Here is a 17,706-nt window from a genome sequence, read left to right as displayed (position 1 = left end):
GCCAGCAGGCGGCGCAGGGTCAGGCGTTTGGCTGGGCGGGTGTGCATGAAACGGGTTCCTTGTGTGTGAGATGGATGGAGGGGGGCGGCAGGGCCGGCAGTGCAGTGCGGGCCGCGTGGCGCTGGCCATAGGGCATAGTGTGAACAGGCCCTATCGGCAAAGTTCCCCGGTGGGGTGCCTCATGGCTTGGCCGGGGCGGCAGCGGGCGGCGGCGCGCTGCTGCCAGTGGTGGCTTGCAAGGCCTGTTGCAAGGCCTGCAGCCGCTGTGCAGTGCTGGCCTGCGGGGCCAGCTGCTGGGCGCTGTGCAGGTGCTGCACAGCCTGCTGCACCAGCACATCGGCCAGGTTGGCGTGGGCCTGGGCGTAGTCGGGGTTGTTGCGCAGGGCCTCTTGCAGCAGGCGCTGGGCCTCGTCGAGCCGACCTTGCCCGGCGCGGATCACGGCCAGGTTGTTCCAGGGCTCGGGCAGCTCTGGGTAGGTTTGGGTCAGCTGCGTGAGGCTGGCATCTGCGGCCTGGGTCTGCCCCAGGGCCAGCTCGGCATTGGCTTTAAGGAATTGCAATTGAGGGTCGCGCGGCGCGGCTTCGATGGCGCGCTGGGCCAAGCTCAGCGCCTGTGCGGCTTGGCCGCCTTGCAGCAGGCGGGCGATCTCCGTGTGCTCGACCGTCTGGGCCAGTGCCTGGCCTGCCAGCAGCGCAGCGGCCAGCAAGGCGGCACTGGCCTGCAGCCAGGGCATGGTGGGCAGCACACGGAGCCGGCGCAGACGCGCGGCGGGCTGGAGGGGCGAGGCAATCGTCCGAAATGAAAACATGGGCGCGTAGTATAGAGACACCAGCCACGCTGGCACGCCGATGCCGCAGCGCCGCCCCAGCCCATGGGGCCTGCGGCAAAACCCCGGATAATCGCGCCTTTTGCCATTGACGAGGGCAGTGCCTGCCGGGCCGGTTGCGGCGCGCCAGGTGCCCTGGTTCGACAGGATGGTTTCTGCCATGGGTCTTCGCATTTACAACACGCTCACGCGCGCCGTGGGCGACTTCACGCCGCTGGAGCCCGGCCATGTGCGCATGTACGTTTGCGGCATGACGGTGTACGACTACAGCCACCTGGGCCATGCGCGCTCCATGGTGGCGTTTGACGTGGTGCAGCGCTGGCTCAAGGCCAGCGGTTATCGCGTCACCTATGTGCGCAACATCACCGACATCGACGACAAAATCATCCGCCGCGCCGCCGAAAACGGCGAAACCATCCGCAGCCTGACCGACCGCATGATCGCCGCGCTCAATGAGGATGCCGATGCCCTGGGCATCGAGCGCCCCACGCACGAGCCGCGCGCCACCGACTACGTGCCACAAATGCTCTCGCTCATCGGCACGCTGGAGGCCAAGGGCCTGGCCTACCGCAGCGGCAGTGGCGATGTGAACTACTCCGTGCGCAAATTCCCCGGCTACGGCAAGCTCTCGGGCAAATCGATTGAGGAGTTGCGCGCGGGCGAGCGCGTGGCCGTGCTCGATGGCAAGCAAGACCCGCTGGACTTCGTGCTCTGGAAAAGCGCCAAGCCCGAGGAACCCGAGCAGGCCAAGTGGGACAGCCCCTTCGGCCCGGGCCGCCCTGGCTGGCACATCGAATGCTCGGCCATGGGCTGCGCGCTGCTGGGCGAGCATTTCGACATTCACGGCGGCGGGGCTGACCTGGCCTTCCCCCACCACGAGAACGAGATCGCGCAAAGCGAAGGCGCACACGGCAAGCCGCTGGCCAACGTCTGGATGCACAACGGCTTCATCAATGTGGACAACGAGAAAATGTCCAAAAGTCTGGGCAACTTCTTCACCATCCGCGACGTGCTCAAGGCCTTCGACGCCGAAACCATCCGCTTCTTCATCCTGCGCAGCCACTACCGCAGCCCGCTGAACTACAGCGACGCACACCTGAAGGACGCGCGCGCCGCGCTCAAGCGCCTGTACACCGCGCTGGATGCCGTGCCGCCAGCAGCGGTGGAAATCGACTGGGCGCAGCCGCTGGCTGCACGTTTCAAGGCGGCGATGGACGAGGACTTTGGCACGCCCGAGGCGGTGGCCGTGTTGTTCGAGCTGGCCGGCGAAGTCAATCGCAGCCAGGATGCGCAGCTGGCCGGTCTGCTGCAGGCCCTGGGCGGCGTGCTGGGCATTTTGCAGCGGCCGCCACAGCAGTTTCTGCAAGGCGGCGTCGATGACGTGGACGCGGCCGCCATCGAGGCCTTGATCGCCGAGCGCGCCGCTGCCAAGGCTGCGCGCGATTTTGCCCGCGCCGACGCGCTGCGCGATCAGCTGCTGGCCCAGGGCATCGTGCTCAAAGACTCGGCCCAAGGCACGACCTGGGAAAAAGCCGCGCCGTGATGCGTGCGCCCTACAATTGAACGCCTTTGCCGGTGCGCGCCACAGCGCTGCGCGCCGGCCTTGCCTGGCCGGGCTGTTGCCCTACGGCTGGCATTGCCCGCACTCGCCTTTTCTCGACCATGGCCAAGAAGAACTACCTCGACTTCGAACAACCCATTGCCGATCTGGAGCAGCGCATCGACGAGCTGCGCCTACTGCACGAAGGCAATGAATCGGTCAACCTCAGCAGCGAAATCGAGCAGCTGACCCGCAAGAGCCAGCAGCTCACGCGCGACATCTTCAAGAACCTCTCGCCCTGGCAGACCACCAAGGTCGCGCGCCACCCCGACCGGCCCTACACGCTGGACTACGTGCGCGAGATCTTCACCGACTTCACCGAGCTGCACGGCGACCGCCACTTTGCAGAGGATGCCTCCATCGTCGGCGGTCTGGCGCGCCTGGATGAGCAGCCCTGCGTGGTGCTGGGCCACCAAAAGGGCCGCGACACCAAGGAGCGCGCGCGCCGCAACTTCGGCATGACCAAGCCCGAGGGCTACCGCAAGGCGTTGCGGCTGATGCAGCTGGCCGAGAAATTCCGCCTGCCCGTCTTCACCTTCGTTGACACCCCTGGCGCCTACCCTGGCATTGACGCCGAGGAGCGCAACCAGTCCGAGGCCATCGGCCGCAACATCTTCGAGATGGCCCAGCTGCAAACGCCCATCATCAGCACCATCATTGGCGAGGGTGGCTCTGGCGGCGCGCTGGCCATCAGCGTGGCCGATCGCGTCATCATGCTGCAGTACTCGGTCTACTCGGTCATCAGCCCCGAGGGTTGCGCCTCCATTCTGTGGAAAACCGGCGAGAAAGCCGAAGAAGCCGCGCAGGCGCTGGGCATCACCGCGTCGCGCCTGCAGGGCCTGGGGCTGATCGACACCGTAGTCGACGAGCCGGCCGGCGGCGCGCACCGCGATCACAAGCACATGGCCTATCAGCTCAAGCGCGAGCTGTTGGCAGCTTTGGGCACGCTGCGTGAGTTGCCGCTCAAGGAACTGCTGGAGCGCCGCTACCAGCGCATCATGCACTACGGCAAGTTCAACGAAACAGCTGCCCCAACCCGGCGCTAACGCCCCGGCACGGGGGCTTCGGTGAGGAGTTGGATGGGGCGCAGTGCCAAGCCATTGCCGGGCGGGGCAGGCCCGGCGCTTGATGCCATGCCCATGCAGCGGGCCGATGGCGGCGGCGCAGCAGCGTTTGTGACTACACAAGCCACACAGGCGGCATTAGAGCAGGCTCTGGCGCGCTTTGCCCCCAGGCTGCCGCTGGCTGTGGCCTTCAGCGGCGGCGCTGATTCCACCGCATTGCTGCTGGCCTGCTGGCGGCGCTGGCCCCAGCAAGTGGCGGCCATCCACGTGCACCACGGCCTGCAACAGGCCGCTGACGACTTTGCCGGCTTCTGCCGCGATTTCTGCGCGCAGCACGGCATCGCCTTGCAGATCGAGCATTGCGACGCACGCCCTGGCAGCGGCCAAAGCCCCGAAGACGCCGCGCGCCAAGCGCGCTATGCCGCATTGGCGCGTGGTGCGGCGGCGCTGCGCCTGCAGCAAGGCTGGCCCCAACAGCCGGACATCGCACTGGCGCACCACGCCGACGACCAGGTCGAAACCCTGCTGCTGGCCCTGAGCCGTGGTGCCGGCCTGCCCGGCCTGGCGGCCATGCCCGCCAGCTGGCAGCGCCAGGGCCTGCACTGGCACCGGCCGCTGCTGGCCGTGCCTGGCGCGCAGCTGCGCCAATGGCTGCAGGCTCAGGGGCAGGGCTGGGTCGAGGATCCCAGCAACACCGATGTGCGCTACACCCGCAACCGCATCCGCCAGCAACTGCTGCCCGTGCTGGAGCTGGCCTTCCCGGGCTTTCGCCAGACCTTTGCGCGCAGCAGCGCCCACGCGGCGCAGGCCCAGCAAATCCTGCAGGAGCTGGCCGAACAAGACCTGTGGCACATGGGCGCGCCGCCGGCCATCGGCGCCCTGCAGCAACTGAGCCCCGGGCGCCAGGCCAATGCGCTGCGCCACTGGCTGTGGCACAGCCACGCCACCGTGGCCAGCGCCGCGCAGCTGCAAGAGCTGCAGCGCCAGATCATGGCCTGCACCACGCGCGGCCATGCCATCGACCTGCGGCTGGGGCGCGGCCGCGTGCTGCGCCAGGGCGAGCACCTGCTGTGGATAGAATAGCCGGCTTTGCGCGGCGCCCGCTGCAGGGTGGCGCGCCATGGTGCAGCAGCGCTGCGGCACCGCATTTCATTCATGTACGAAGATGGCACTGATTGTTCATAAATACGGCGGCACCTCGATGGGGACCACCGAGCGCATCCGCAACGTGGCCAAGCGCATCGTCAAATGGGTGAGGGCCGGCCACCAGGTGGTGGTGGTTCCCAGCGCCATGAGCGGAGAGACCAACCGCCTGCTGGCCCTGGCCGCCGAGCTCGAACCGGCCGAGCGCAGCGCGCAGACCTGCCGCGAGCTCGACGCGCTGGCCGCCACGGGCGAGCAGGCATCCTCCGCGCTGCTGGCCATCGCCCTGCAGGCTGAAGGCCAGCCAGCCATCAGCTTCACCGGCTGGCAAGTGCCGGTGCGCACCAACAGCGCCTACATGAAGGCGCGCATCGAGTCCATCGAAAGCACGCGCATCCGTAAGGAGCTCGATGCCGGCCGTGTGGTCATCGTCACGGGTTTTCAGGGCATGGACGAGCAAGGCCACATCACCACTCTGGGGCGGGGCGGCTCGGACACTTCCGCCGTGGCCATTGCCGCCGCCATCAAGGCCGATGAATGCCTGATCTACACCGACGTCGATGGCGTCTACACCACCGACCCGCGCGTCGTGCCCAACGCCCAGCGCCTGAAGACCATCAGTTTCGAGGAAATGCTCGAACTGGCCAGCCTGGGCTCCAAGGTGCTGCAAATCCGCTCCGTGGAATTCGCCGGCAAATACCGCGTGCCGCTGCGCGTGCTCTCGAGCTTCACCCCCTGGGACATCGACCTGGCAGAGGAAGCCGCCTCGGGCACACTGATCACTTTCGAAGAGGACGAAAAAATGGAAAAAGCAGTCGTTTCAGGCATTGCCTTCACCCGCGACGAAGCCAAGATCTCGGTGCTGGGCGTGCCCGACACGCCCGGCATTGCCTATGCCATCCTCGGGGCCGTGGCTGAGGCCGGCATCGAGGTCGATGTCATCATCCAGAACCTCAGCAAGGACGGCAAGACCGACTTCAGCTTCACCGTCAGCCGCGCCGATTACGACCGCGCAGTCAAGGTGCTCAACGAGAAAGTGCTGCCCAACCTGGATCAGGGCGCCAGCCTCGACGGCAACAAGCAAATCAGCAAGGTCAGCATCGTCGGCATCGGCATGAAAAGCCACGCCGGCGTGGCCAGCACCATGTTCCGCGCCCTCAGCCAGGAAGGCATCAACATCCAGATGATCTCGACATCGGAAATCAAGACCTCGGTGGTCATCGACGAGAAATACGTCGAGCTGGCCGTGCGCAGCCTGCACACCGCCTTCGGCTTGGACGGCGAGGTCAGCATCGAAGTGCCCAAGCGCAATGACGAAAAGTAAGACGAAAACTGCACAACTTGCCAAAGCGGGCGAAAAAATCAGGCATAATCGCATGCTTTGCGGAGACGTGACCGAGAGGCCGAAGGTGCTCCCCTGCTAAGGGAGTATGCGGTGATGAGCTGCATCGAGGGTTCGAATCCCTCCGTCTCCGCCAAATACAAAGCCAAGTGATTGCTCACTTGGCTTTTTTTGTGCGCATCTCTGGCGCTGCAGGATTCGAAATTTGTGCCCAGTTGTGTAGCTCGCGATGAGGGGAAATTGCGCAGGAATACGACCAAGTCGTCGAGCTGCTCGGTGTTTGCCCAATCTCGTACTGCGTGCCAAGCAGCCGGTCGTGATGATTTGCTTGTTCAAAGCTGCTGCTGCAGCCGCTAACTTGCGCAAGTGCAGTTTGGGCAACCTTTCCAAATCCCGACTTCAGATAACGCTACCTGGATTTTGGCGGCACCGATCAGCGCCTTGGCATCAAACAGGCACAGTAGCCACAGAAAGCGGCGGCGCAGCGTGAAATCGATCTGCTCGATGAGTGGCCGATCAGCTTCATGGCGCCGATTACACACAGATCGTCCAGGGTGCGCATGTGGGCGCCATGCAGCGCGGGCAATGATGCGATCAAGCCTCATGCAGCGAGGCCTGCTCACCCTGAAGATGACGGCTTGGCGATTGCGCTGGCTTTTCCGGCGGCGCTTCGATTTTGGCCAGGGTTTTTTCCAAGCCTCTTAATGAGGCATCAAGCCCGAGTTTGCCCATGCTGGTGCCGATGCCGTCCATGATCGGCATGACTTCGGCCAAGCTGACAACGTCCGGCGGACGGCTGCTTTGGTTGATGCGGCAAAAGTATTGGATGATCCTGCCGTTTTCGATGGGCTTGACCCAGCCATAACGCCTTTCATCGGTCCGCAAGGTGTGGATGCCTTCGCCCCCCTCGGGAATGATGAGCACCCAACGGGCGCCAAAATGGCGGCCAAGCCGCGCCAAAGTCAGGCGAAAGTCATCCTGCTTGCCGATATTGCTCACTACAAAATGGGTCTGCGGTGAGGATAAGTGAAGGGTGAGCACTTTCACGCCGTAGCGGCGGCGCTCCAAGAACGCCCGCAGCAGGCGGGCTTGCCGCTGCGGTTCGGCGGTTTGGTCTTCCAGGATGCCGATGATGGCGACATCGTGCTGTTGGGCGCTTGCCAGGATCTTGTCCAGAATACGGCGGGAAAAATCGTTGATTTCTTGAGTCATGACACGCTCCTTGTTGAATGTGACCGGCTGGGCAAAGGGCGATGGCGTCAACGTACAAGATTTTGTCACTGGCATCACGGGTGTGCGGCTTGTTCGCCAATCAATATGCGGGCAATCTCAAACCCGAAGTGCGACATGCCAAAACGGGCCAGTTGCTCAGAAGGCAGCACGATACAAGCAAATGCAGTCAGAGGCGCGCATTACACGGGCAGGGCTTGAGCAACAGGACCGTGGCTGTCTTGATGGGGTATGCAATTCCCTGCGCCATCAGCCGTGAGTGGTGCCACAACTGCCGCGAGCAAATCTCACGCACACTCAGACGCATGCACCCCGATGATCGCGCTTAGCAGTCAGTCAACTCTCGCATGGTGATCAAGCCATCATCTTTTTGATGCGAAATTTCAGATCTTTTATATCTGCATTGACGTTCATTTGGATTCTTGTATGCTAACTGTCAAGCAACCGAGCCAGTACAACTGTGTCCAGTGACCGACTCCCGGAGATGACCCAGGCGCAACGCGACCGGCTCGCGTTCGTCGAGTTGCGCCTGCGGTTCATTGGCGAGATTCGCCGGAGGGACTTAGTGACGCGCTTTGGCATCCAGACTGCTGCGGCCACGCGGGACATCGCCCAGTACAAGGAGATGGCGCCGCGCAACATGGAGTACGACGCCAAGGGCAAGGTGTACGTCCGTTGCTCTTGGTTCCGGCCTCTATTCGATTTTCCTGTCGAGCGTGTCCTGACCTGGCTGTCTCAGGGCTACGGCGACGGCGAGCCGATCCGCTGGAAGAGCGCGGTGGCGCAGGAAGGCAGCAGCCTGCCGGGCAAGATCGACTTGGAGATCCTGTCCGTCCTCACTCGCGCCATCCATCAAGGCGCGGCCGTTGAGGTTGCCTACCGCACGCTGTCCAGTGGGCTGACAACCCGCGAGATCGTGCCGTTCGCGCTGGCCGACAGCGGCCAACGGTGGCATGCCCGCGCCTTCGACCGACGCAGCGGCGAGTTCCGCGACTTCGTACTGGGCCGTCTCGACGACGCCCGCATCGTCGCCGGCGAGGTGCTCGACCACGAAAAGCCCGATCAGGACATCCAATGGAATCGGATCACCGAGCTCGAGCTCGTGCCGCATCCGGCCAACGTGCAGCACCCAGACACCATCGAGGCCGAGTACGGCATGGAAGGCGGCGTGCTCATGGTCCGAGCCCGCGCGGCAATGGCCGGGTACCTGCTGCGCCGCTGGAACGTCGATTGCACCGAAGACCACAGCCTCAAAGGTGGCGAGCATCACCTGTGGCTGCGCAATTGCCAGGCGCTGTACGGCGTCACGAACCTGGTGCTCGCCCCGGGCTATGGCGAACCGAGCAAGGAGTGGTGACCGCCATGCCGATTACCCTCATCTGTGATCTCTCCGACCGTTACGACCGAAAGGATCCCACTATGGCCAAGCCCCCAGCCAACCACGGCAAGCAATGGAAGCCTGCCGACGTTCAGCAGCTCAAACAGCTCGCTCAGGGAAACACGCCGACTGGCCTGATTGCTCACAAGATGGGGCGAACTGAAGAATCGATCCGCTCCAAGGCGAGTGAAACCGGCGTTTCTCTCAAGCCCACCAACCAGTCGCCGTACAACCGGCGCAAGCCCTGAAGGCGGATTAGCGACGAGAAGAACAAGGGGTGGCACTGTGCTCAAACTCGAACAGATCCAGAAGAACGCGGCCATCTCCGGGCTCGAGCCCGGGCAGGTGGTGCGCATCGTCACGACCGAGCCGGTCGGTGACAACGCCCTGACCGTCTACTACAAGACTGCCGACGGCAAGCTACTGGAGCGGATGCTGTTCCGCACCGACGAGGCCCAGCTGTCGCTGGCCGAGGCGGGACGCCCCTGGGCCTTTGATGCGCCGGGCGAGGAGTTCAAGCTCGCCGCCGAGGCCTACCGCATCAACCTGGCCCACCTGTTCGATCCGATGATGGCGGTGCACACGTCGAACGTGGAGCCCCTGCCGCACCAGATCACGGCGGTCTACGAGTCGATGCTGCCGCGCCAGCCACTGCGCTATGTGCTGGCCGACGACCCCGGTGCGGGCAAGACCATCATGGCTGGTCTGTTCATCCGCGAGTTGCTGATGCGCGCCGATGCCAAGCGCGTGCTGATCGTCGCGCCTGGCAGCCTGGTTGAGCAGTGGCAGGACGAAATGTTCGAGAAGTTCGGCCTGTCGTTCTCGCTGTTCTCGCGTGAGCAAGTCGAGCAGTCCCGCAGCGGCAACCCCTTCGACGACATCGACTTGCTGGTCTCCCGCGTCGACCAACTGGCCCGCGCCGAAGACCTGCAGGAGAAGCTGCGCCTGTCGCACTGGGACCTGGTGGTCGTCGACGAAGCGCACAAGCTCTCAGCCAACTACTTCGGCAACAAGGTCAACAAGACCAAGCGCTTCCAGCTCGGTGAGCTGCTGGGCTCGATCACGCGGCACTTCCTGCTGATGACGGCCACGCCACACAACGGCAAGGAAGAGGACTTCCAGCTCTTCATGTCGCTGCTGGATGCCGACCGCTTCTACGGCAAGTTCCGCGATGGCGCGCACAAGGTTGACGTCACCGATCTGATGCGTCGCATGGTCAAGGAGGACCTGCTCAAGTTCGACGGCACCCCGCTGTTCCCCGAGCGCCGGGCCTACACCGTCAACTACAGGCTGTCCGACCTCGAAGCCGCGCTCTACGCCGCTGTAACCGACTACGTGAAGACCGAGTTCGCCAAGGCCGACCAGCTGGCCGACGGCGGACGCAAGGGCACGGTCGGCTTCGCATTGACGTCGCTGCAGCGCCGGCTCGCATCCAGCCCCGAGGCAATCTACCAATCCCTCAAGCGCCGCAGCAACAAGCTCAAGCGCCGGGTCGAGGAAGAGAAGCTGGGCCAGCGCGGCAAGGCGCTGGCCGAGATACTCGCTGGTCCCGGCGCCAACGGCGTGCCCGATGACATTTGGGAATCGGCCGACGCCATGTCGCCGGACGACTACGAGAACTTCGAAGAAGCCGTCGTCGACCAGGCCACGGCCGCCCAAACCATCCAGGAGCTCGAGGCCGAGATCATCATCCTCGAAGCCCTGGAGAAGCAGGCCCGCCAAGTCGTCCACTCCGGCCAGGACCGCAAGTGGGACGAGCTGTCACGCCTGTTGCAAGACACGCCCGAGATGCACGACTCGATGGGCCGCCAGCGCAAGCTGATCCTCTTCACGGAACACCGCGACACGCTCAACTACCTGGCCACCAAGATCCGCGGGCTGATCGGCAGCGAAGAAGCCGTGGTGATGATTCACGGCGGCGTCAAGCGCGAAGAGCGTCGCAAGGTGCAAGAGCTGTTTCGCAACGACCCCTCAGTGCGCGTGCTCGTCGCCACCGACGCGGCCGGCGAGGGCGTGAACCTGCAGAACGCCAACCTGATGGTCAACTACGACCTGCCGTGGAACCCGAACCGGCTGGAGCAGCGCTTCGGCCGCATCCACCGCATCGGCCAGACCGAGGTCTGCCACCTGTGGAACATGGTGGCCGCCGAGACGCGCGAGGGCGACGTCTTCCAACGCCTGTTCGAGAAGCTGGAGATCGAGCGCGAGGCCCTGGGCGGCCGCGTGTTCGACATCCTGGGCGAGGTGTTCGAAGACCGCAGCCTCAAGGATCTGCTGATCGAGGCCATCCGCTACGGCTCCGACCCCGAGGTCCGCGCCCGCCTGCTGCGCAAGGTCGAAGGCGCGCTGGACACTCGCCATCTCGAAGACATCATCAAGCGCAACGCGCTGTGCGAAGAGGTGATGGATGAAAAGCGCCTGTTCGCCGTCAAGGAGGAGATGGAGAAGGCCGAAGCCCGCAAACTGCAGCCCTTTTTCATCCGCTCGTTCTTCAGCCAGGCCTTTCAACAGCTGGGCGGCGAGCTGCGCCCGCGCGAACCCGGGCGCTACGAGATCACCAACGTCCCAGCCATCATCCGCGAGCGCGACCGTCAGATCACTGGCCGCGATCGCCGCAATGCAGACCCTGTGCTGCGCCGCTACGAGCGCGTCTGCTTCGAGAAGCAGTTCGTCCGCCTGACGGATCGCGTCGGCGCGCCAATGGCCAGCCTGCTGCACCCCGGCCACCCGCTGATGCAGTCGGTGACCGACCTGGTGCTCGAGGCCCACCGCAACAAGCTCAAGCAGGGCGCCGTGCTGGTGGACCCTGCCGACATGGGACTGACGCCGAAGGTCATGTTCATCATCGACCACTCCGTGAAGGAAGGCGCTGACCCGGTACATCTCGTCTCGCGCCGCATGCAGTTCGTCGAGATCGACCCCAAAGGCAACGCCATCAACGCTGGCTGGGCGCCGCACCTGGACCTGGAGCCACTGGCACCTGCCGACATGGCGCTGATTGAGGACGTGCTCGCCTCACCCTGGATCGCCAAGGATCTGGAGCAGGTAGCGCTGGCCCACGCATCTACGCACCTGGTGCCCGAGCACTTCGACGAGGTGCGCGCCCGCCGCGAGAAGACCGTCGACAAGACGCTGGCTGCGGTGCATGAGCGTCTGGTCAAGGAGATCAATTTCTGGTCCGACCGCTACATCAAGCTGCAGGACGACATCGCTGCAGGAAAGGACGTGCGCCTGACGCTGGAGAACGTCCGCCGCACCATCGATGACCTGACCGCCCGCCGCGAGACCCGCGAGAAGGAACTGCTGGCCATGCGCCACGTCATCTCCGCCACGCCGGTGATCATTGGCGGCTCACTCGTCATCCCTGTCGGCCTGCTGCTGCAGCGCAAGGGCCAGCCGGGCTGGACGGCTGACGCCGCCGCACGGGCCCGGGTCGAGCAAATCGCCATGCGCGCCGTGATGGATGCCGAACGCGCGCTGGGGCACGATGTCATCGACGTGTCGGCCGACAAGTGCGGCTGGGACGTCACCAGTCTGCCCAAGGCGCTGGACGGCAAGCTGCCGCCCTCGCGCCACATCGAAGTCAAAGGCCGCGCCAAGGGTCAGACGACGATCACCGTCACGCGCAATGAGATCCTGTACGGTCTCAACCAGGCCGACAAGTTCATCCTGGCCATCGTGATGGTAGACGGCGAACAGCACGAGGGGCCGTACTATGTGCGGCAGCCCTTCACCCAAGAGCCCGACTGGGCTGTGACCAGCATCAACCTCGATCTCGATCAACTCCTGGATCGCGCGGTGCCACCGAGAGCAACGGTATGAGCGAGAAGAGCGATAAACCTGAATGCCTTTGGTCGCACTGCAACGAGTGTGGTAGGGAAACCAAGCACGACGTTGTGCATCGGGCCAATCGCTGTCGGACCTATGACGATGACCAGTACTCCGTCGAGGTAGGGTCGGTGTGGAAGGTGCTCCAGTGTCGCGGTTGCGAGGAAGTCAGCCTACAGCTGACCAATTGGTGTTCCGAAGATGACCCGATGGATGGCCCAGGTCCTGCCACCTACTTCCCACCGCGTGTGTCTAGGCGCAAGCCCACATGGGCAAGTCACTACGACTTGCCATCGGAGTACCTATCGCTCCTCGAGGAAACCTATACCGCGCTGCATGCTGACAGCCGCCGTTTGGCGATGATGGGGGCCAGAGCCCTGATTGATACGGTCATTCGGCGAAACGCGGGCGATCAGCAGAACTTCAGCCAAGGACTCCGCGCCTTGGCCGAGAAGTGCCTGATCAGCGAGCAGGAGCGCAAGATCATTGAAGCTGCCATCGAAGCTGGTCATGCGTCGGCGCATCGAGGCCATAAGCCAACGGCGAAAGACGTCAACGTCGTGATCGACACCGTCGAGCGCCTTATCCATACAGAAATTCTGGCCGAGCAGGCCAGGGAGCTTAAGAAATCCACGCCGCCTCGCCCACCTCGTGCAGCGTAAGACAACAGCCAAACATGCAACTAATCAAAACCCCCAAAAAACTCATCGAAGTCGCGCTGCCGCTGGATGCCATCAACGCGGCGGCGGCGTGGGAGAAATCCATCCGTCACGGCCATCCCAGTACCCTGCATTTGTGGTGGGCGCGCCGGCCTTTGGCGGCGGCGCGGGCGGTGATTTTTGCGCAAATGGTCAATGACCCCGGCTATCAACAAGGCGGCGGTTTCAAATACGGCGTCAACAAGGAAAAGGCGCAAGTCGAGCGCGAGCGGTTGTTTGCCATCATCGAAGACTTGGTCAAGTGGGAAAACACCAATAACGAAGAAGTGCTGGCGCGGGCGCGTGCCGAAATTTGGCGCAGTTGGCGCGAAACCTGCGCGCTCAACAAAAACCACCCGCAGGCCGCCGAGCTGTTCAACCCCGACAAACTGCCCGCCTTTCACGACCCCTTTGCCGGGGGCGGCGCGCTGCCGCTGGAGGCGCAGCGCCTGGGGCTGGAAAGCCACGCCAGCGATTTGAACCCGGTGGCCGTGACCATCAACAAGGCGATGATTGAAATCCCGCCGCGCTTTGCCGGTCTTGCCCCGGTCGGCCCGCGGCTCGCCGAGGACAAGCAAGCCAAGCTGAGCGAAGACTGGCGCGGCGCCAAGGGGCTGGCCGAAGACGTGCGCCGCTATGGCGCCTGGATGCGTGCCGAGGCGCAAAAACGCATTGGCCAGTTCTACCCGCAAGTGGAAATCACCGCCGAAATGGCTGCCGAGCGCCCCGATTTGCAGCCGCTGATTGGGCAAAAGCTGACCGTCATCGCCTGGCTGTGGGCGCGCACCGTGCGTAGCCCCAACCCCGCCTTCAGCCATGTCGATGTGCCGCTGGCCTCCACCTTTGTGCTTTCCAGCAAGGCCGGTAAAGAGGCGTATGTTCAGCCGGTGGTGGAAGGCGATGGCTATCGCTTTGAAGTGCGTATCGGGCAGCCGCCGGAGGGTGTGAAAAACGGCACCAAACTGGCACGCGGCGCCAATTTCCGCTGTGTGCTTTCGGATTCGCCGATTGAGCCTGTGCACATTTACAGTGAGGCCAACGCTGGCCGCATGGGTGCACGGCTGATGGCCATCGTGGCCGAAGGTGCACGAGGCCGGGTATATCTCGCGCCCACCGCCGAGCACGAAGCGATTGCCCGGCAAGCGCAACCAGAATGGAAGCCAGAAGTGGCAATGCCGGAAAATCCACGCTGGTTTTCACCGCCTCTTTACGGATTGACCCAATATGGCGACCTGTTCACCTCGCGCCAATTGCTGGCGCTGTCCACCTTTTCCGATTTGGTGGGCGAAGCACAAGCGCAGGTCAAGGCCGATGCGCTGGCCGCCGGCATGGCCGACGATGGCCGTGGACTGGAAGCCGGCGGCAACGGCGCCACCGCCTATGCCGAAGCCGTGGCGGTGTATTTGGCGTTTGCTTTGGACAAGATGGCTGATTTAGGTAACAGCTTATGTCGATGGGAACCCGTTGCGCAATGTCCTCGTCAGCTTTTTGGTCGCCAAGCGATTCCTATGGTCTGGGATTTTGCTGAGGGTAATATTTTGGGAGCAAGCTCTGGAGCATGGAGTATTTTTGTAGACGGTATTTACAAGGCATTTTCAAAATCATTTGATTATGTGTTTGATTGGTTTAAAGGATACGTAAGTCAGGCGGATGCTCAAACTCAAACCATTAGCCAACACAAGCTGATTTCTACTGATCCGCCCTATTACGACAATATCGGTTATGCCGATTTATCGGACTTTTTCTATGTCTGGCTGCGCCGCTCGTTGAAGTCGATTTATCCACGGCTGTTTGCCACTGTCGCCGTGCCCAAGGCCGAGGAATTGGTGGCTACCCCTTACCGTCATGGCGGCAAGGAACAGGCCGAGCAGTTCTTTTTGGAGGGCATGACCGCCGCCATGCACAACTTGGCGCTGCACACCCATCCGGCCTTTCCGGTCACCATTTACTACGCCTTCAAGCAGTCGGAAACCAAGGGTGAGACGGGCACCAGCAGCAGCGGCTGGGAAACCTTTCTGGAAGCAGTATTTCAGGCTGGCTTGGCAGTTGTAGGGACTTGGCCGATGCGCACTGAAAATGCCTCTCGCATGATTGCCAGTGGCACCAATGCGCTGGCTTCCAGCATTGTGCTGGTGTGCCGACCGCGCGCAGCCGATGCGCCCAGCATATCGCGGCGTGAATTTGTGCGCGAGCTCAATGCCGCATTGCCGGAGGCGCTGGCGGAAATGACCCGAGGCGGGGTCAATTCGCCGGTGGCGCCGGTGGATTTGTCGCAGGCCATTATCGGCCCGGGCATGGCGATTTTCAGCCAGTACAGCGCGGTGCTGGAGGCCGACGGCACGCCGATGCGGGTAAAAAAAGCGCTGCAACTGATTAACCGCTTTCTGGCCGAAGGCGATTTCGATGCCGATACCCAGTTTTGTCTGGCCTGGTTCGACGAGCACGGCTGGGCCAGCGGCAAATACGGCGATGCCGATGTGCTGGCGCGCGCCAAGGGCACAGCAGTGGCGGCATTGGTCGAGGCCGGTGTGGTGGCATCGGCCAAGGGCGAGGCGCGCCTGTTGAAATGGGCGGAAATGCCCGCCGACTGGCTACCTGAAAACGACCCGCGCTTGCCCGTCTGGGAAGCGCTGCACCAACTCATTCGCGCCCTGAACCAACAAGGCGAATCCGGCGCCGGCGGCCTACTCGCGCAGATGGCCGCCAAAGCCGGCCCCATCCGCTCCCTGGCCTACCGCCTCTATACCCTGTGCGAACGCAAAGCCTGGGCCGAAGAAGCGCGCGCCTATAACGAACTCATCACCAGCTGGAACGCCATCGAACAAGCCGCCAGCGAAGCAGGCGTGGCGGGCAGCCAGGCAGAATGGGATTTTTAAGGAGTTAAAACATGAGTGCTGGCAATTTGCTCAAAACGTCCGATGTTACTTTTCTGGATTTGATTGGCAACGGCAAGAAATACCGTGTGCCTCCCTACCAGCGTGACTATTCGTGGGAGGAGGAGCAATGGGAAGACCTGTGGAACGATATTGAACAGTTGGCGCTGTCCCCTGACGCTCGGCACTATATGGGGGCGCTGGTGGTAGAAGCCACATCCGACCGTGAATTTCTGGTCATCGACGGGCAACAGCGTATTGCTACTTTGAGCCTACTGGCACTGGCCGTGATTGATTTGCTGCCAACGCTGGGCAGCAGTGAAGAAGAGCGCCGACAAAACCTGGAACGGGCACAAGGCTTGCGCCATCGCTTTATTGGAGAGAAAGACCCGGCTTCATTGCAGGAAAGCAGCAAGCTGTTTCTGAATCAGGAAAACGATGCTTTTTATCAGGACAATTTGGTTCAACTGCGTGCACCCAATAATCCGCGCGCACTCTCGCGCTCCAACCAATTGTTGTGGCAGTGTTTTCAGTGGTTCAGAAAAAAATTGGAAGAAAAGAAATTTACGGGCGAACAACTGGCCTTGCTGCTGTCAGAAACGGTTGCGCGCAAGTTATTATTCATTCTAATTAGCGTTGAAGATGAGATTGGCGCCTATACGGTTTTTGAAACCCTGAACGCGCGCGGACTGGAGTTATCATCCACCGACTTATTAAAAAACTATTTATTCTCCAAAATTCGGGTGGCAAATGACCTGCAGGCACTGCAGCGCCGCTGGCAAAAACTGATGAATATTGTGCGCCAAGAGCGTTTTCCGGATTTTTTGCGTTATCACTTATTGTGCGAACTACCACAAATCCGCAAGCAACGTCTGTTCAAGCATGTGCGTGATCAGGTCCAATCACCACAGGCAGTTTTTGATTTGTTGGATGCACTGGAGCGCCGCGCCGAATTGTTCGCCGCACTGAATGACAGCGAGCATGAATACTGGCAAGAAATACCGGATGCCAAGCCTTATGTACGGGAGCTACTGTTGTTCCGGGTCAAGCAGATGACACCTTTATTGTTTGCAGCTTTTGAAAAATTTGATGCTGCAAACTTTGTTAAAACATTGAAACTGGTAAGTGTCATTTCTTTTAGATATACAACAATTGGCGGCTTAAATACAAATGAGCTTGAGCCAACATATCACTATGCAGCCAAGGCTGTATTGGATGAGCTCGCGCTGCGCCCCGCGGATGTATTTGGAGAACTTCAATCAATTTATGTTTCGGATGAAAAGTTTGAGAAAGATTTCTCATCCAAGCAAATACAAACAAGCGGTCAAAGAAAAAAACTGACAAAATATATTTTGTGCAAACTGGAATCTGATGCATCTGGCATTGCACGTGATTTCGAAGTGGATACCAGCAGCATTGAACACATCCTTCCAGAAAACCCCTCTGCTGCTTGGGATGACTACTTCCTGCCTGCGCGACAGAAAGATTTTATTTATCGCATTGGCAATTTAACCTTGCTGGAACCCAGCCTGAATCGTGAGGTTGGCAATGAGCTACTTCAAGAAAAACTGCCTTGTTACGCCCAAAGCCAGTATCAACTCACCCAGCAAATCCATGCGCAAGGCCAAGATAGTTGGACACCTGCCGCATTGGATGCACGACAAAAGGCATTGGCACGCCGTGCCGTACATATCTGGCGTTCCGATTTTGCCTGAAGGAGCAA

Annotated in this window: 12 protein-coding genes and 1 tRNA gene; 11 read left to right on the top strand and 2 right to left on the bottom strand. The window is 61.8% G+C overall.

All coding sequences use genetic code 11. The features are described from left to right. Positions 1-179 precede the first annotated feature (179 nt). Complete coding sequence (locus CLI93_RS07435) at positions 180-809, bottom strand: tetratricopeptide repeat protein (RefSeq protein ID WP_172424211.1); 630 nt, start codon at positions 807-809, stop codon at positions 180-182. 178 nt (positions 810-987) lie between these two features. Between CLI93_RS07435 and cysS the strand changes: the two genes are divergently transcribed. The 5 genes from cysS to CLI93_RS07410 all read left to right on the top strand — a co-directional run bounded on the left by cysS (position 988) and on the right by CLI93_RS07410 (position 6,112). Then, positions 988-2,370, top strand: a complete 1,383-nt coding sequence (cysS, locus tag CLI93_RS07430; RefSeq protein WP_095541493.1) for a cysteine--tRNA ligase — start codon at positions 988-990, stop codon at positions 2,368-2,370. A gap of 119 nt (positions 2,371-2,489) precedes the next feature. Next, the gene (locus CLI93_RS07425; protein WP_095541492.1) at positions 2,490-3,473 is read left to right on the top strand and encodes an acetyl-CoA carboxylase carboxyltransferase subunit alpha; all 984 of its coding nucleotides are present in this window, start codon (positions 2,490-2,492) and stop codon (positions 3,471-3,473) included. 93 nt (positions 3,474-3,566) lie between these two features. Further along, positions 3,567-4,574: a tRNA lysidine(34) synthetase TilS gene (tilS, locus tag CLI93_RS07420; RefSeq protein ID WP_172424219.1), complete on the top strand. Its 1,008-nt coding sequence runs from the start codon at positions 3,567-3,569 to the stop codon at positions 4,572-4,574. Positions 4,575-4,656: 82 nt separating this feature from the next. Beyond that, the gene (locus CLI93_RS07415; RefSeq protein WP_095541490.1) at positions 4,657-5,958 is read left to right on the top strand and encodes an aspartate kinase; all 1,302 of its coding nucleotides are present in this window, start codon (positions 4,657-4,659) and stop codon (positions 5,956-5,958) included. Between the two features lie 61 nt (positions 5,959-6,019). Beyond that, positions 6,020-6,112, top strand: a tRNA-Ser gene (locus tag CLI93_RS07410). 458 nt (positions 6,113-6,570) lie between these two features. Here the strand turns inward: CLI93_RS07410 and CLI93_RS07405 are convergent. After that, positions 6,571-7,188, bottom strand: a complete 618-nt coding sequence (locus CLI93_RS07405) for a hypothetical protein (protein ID WP_095541489.1) — start codon at positions 7,186-7,188, stop codon at positions 6,571-6,573. Positions 7,189-7,666: 478 nt separating this feature from the next. Between CLI93_RS07405 and CLI93_RS07400 the strand changes: the two genes are divergently transcribed. Genes CLI93_RS07400 through CLI93_RS07375 form a run of 6 tightly spaced genes read left to right on the top strand, consistent with a single transcriptional unit; the run spans position 7,667 to position 17,698 of the window. Next, a complete protein-coding gene (locus tag CLI93_RS07400; RefSeq protein WP_095541488.1) occupies positions 7,667-8,563 on the top strand; it encodes a WYL domain-containing protein in 897 nt (298 codons plus the stop codon). Positions 8,564-8,568: 5 nt separating this feature from the next. Then, entirely contained in the window at positions 8,569-8,832 is a 264-nt protein-coding gene (locus tag CLI93_RS07395; RefSeq protein WP_238945717.1) for a hypothetical protein, read from the top strand. A gap of 37 nt (positions 8,833-8,869) precedes the next feature. Beyond that, entirely contained in the window at positions 8,870-12,406 is a 3,537-nt protein-coding gene (locus CLI93_RS07390; RefSeq protein WP_095541487.1) for a helicase-related protein, read from the top strand. Continuing rightward, positions 12,403-13,074 (top strand): DUF4145 domain-containing protein, encoded by a 672-nt coding sequence (locus CLI93_RS07385; RefSeq protein WP_238945716.1) that lies wholly within the window; start codon positions 12,403-12,405, stop codon positions 13,072-13,074. Before CLI93_RS07390 ends, CLI93_RS07385 begins: the two co-directional genes overlap by 4 nt. Before the next feature lie 14 nt (positions 13,075-13,088). Then, entirely contained in the window at positions 13,089-15,986 is a 2,898-nt protein-coding gene (locus tag CLI93_RS07380; RefSeq protein ID WP_095541486.1) for a DUF1156 domain-containing protein, read from the top strand. A gap of 11 nt (positions 15,987-15,997) precedes the next feature. Continuing rightward, the gene (locus tag CLI93_RS07375; RefSeq protein ID WP_095541485.1) at positions 15,998-17,698 is read left to right on the top strand and encodes a DUF262 domain-containing protein; all 1,701 of its coding nucleotides are present in this window, start codon (positions 15,998-16,000) and stop codon (positions 17,696-17,698) included. The last annotated feature ends 8 nt before the right edge of the window (positions 17,699-17,706 follow it).

The organism is Vandammella animalimorsus, assembly GCF_002288875.1.
GTDB classification, from domain to species: Bacteria; Pseudomonadota; Gammaproteobacteria; order Burkholderiales; family Burkholderiaceae_C; genus Lampropedia; species Lampropedia animalimorsus.
The sequence above is the reverse complement of the archived record's forward strand: the minus strand, read 5'-3'. Positions and strand labels throughout refer to the sequence as shown.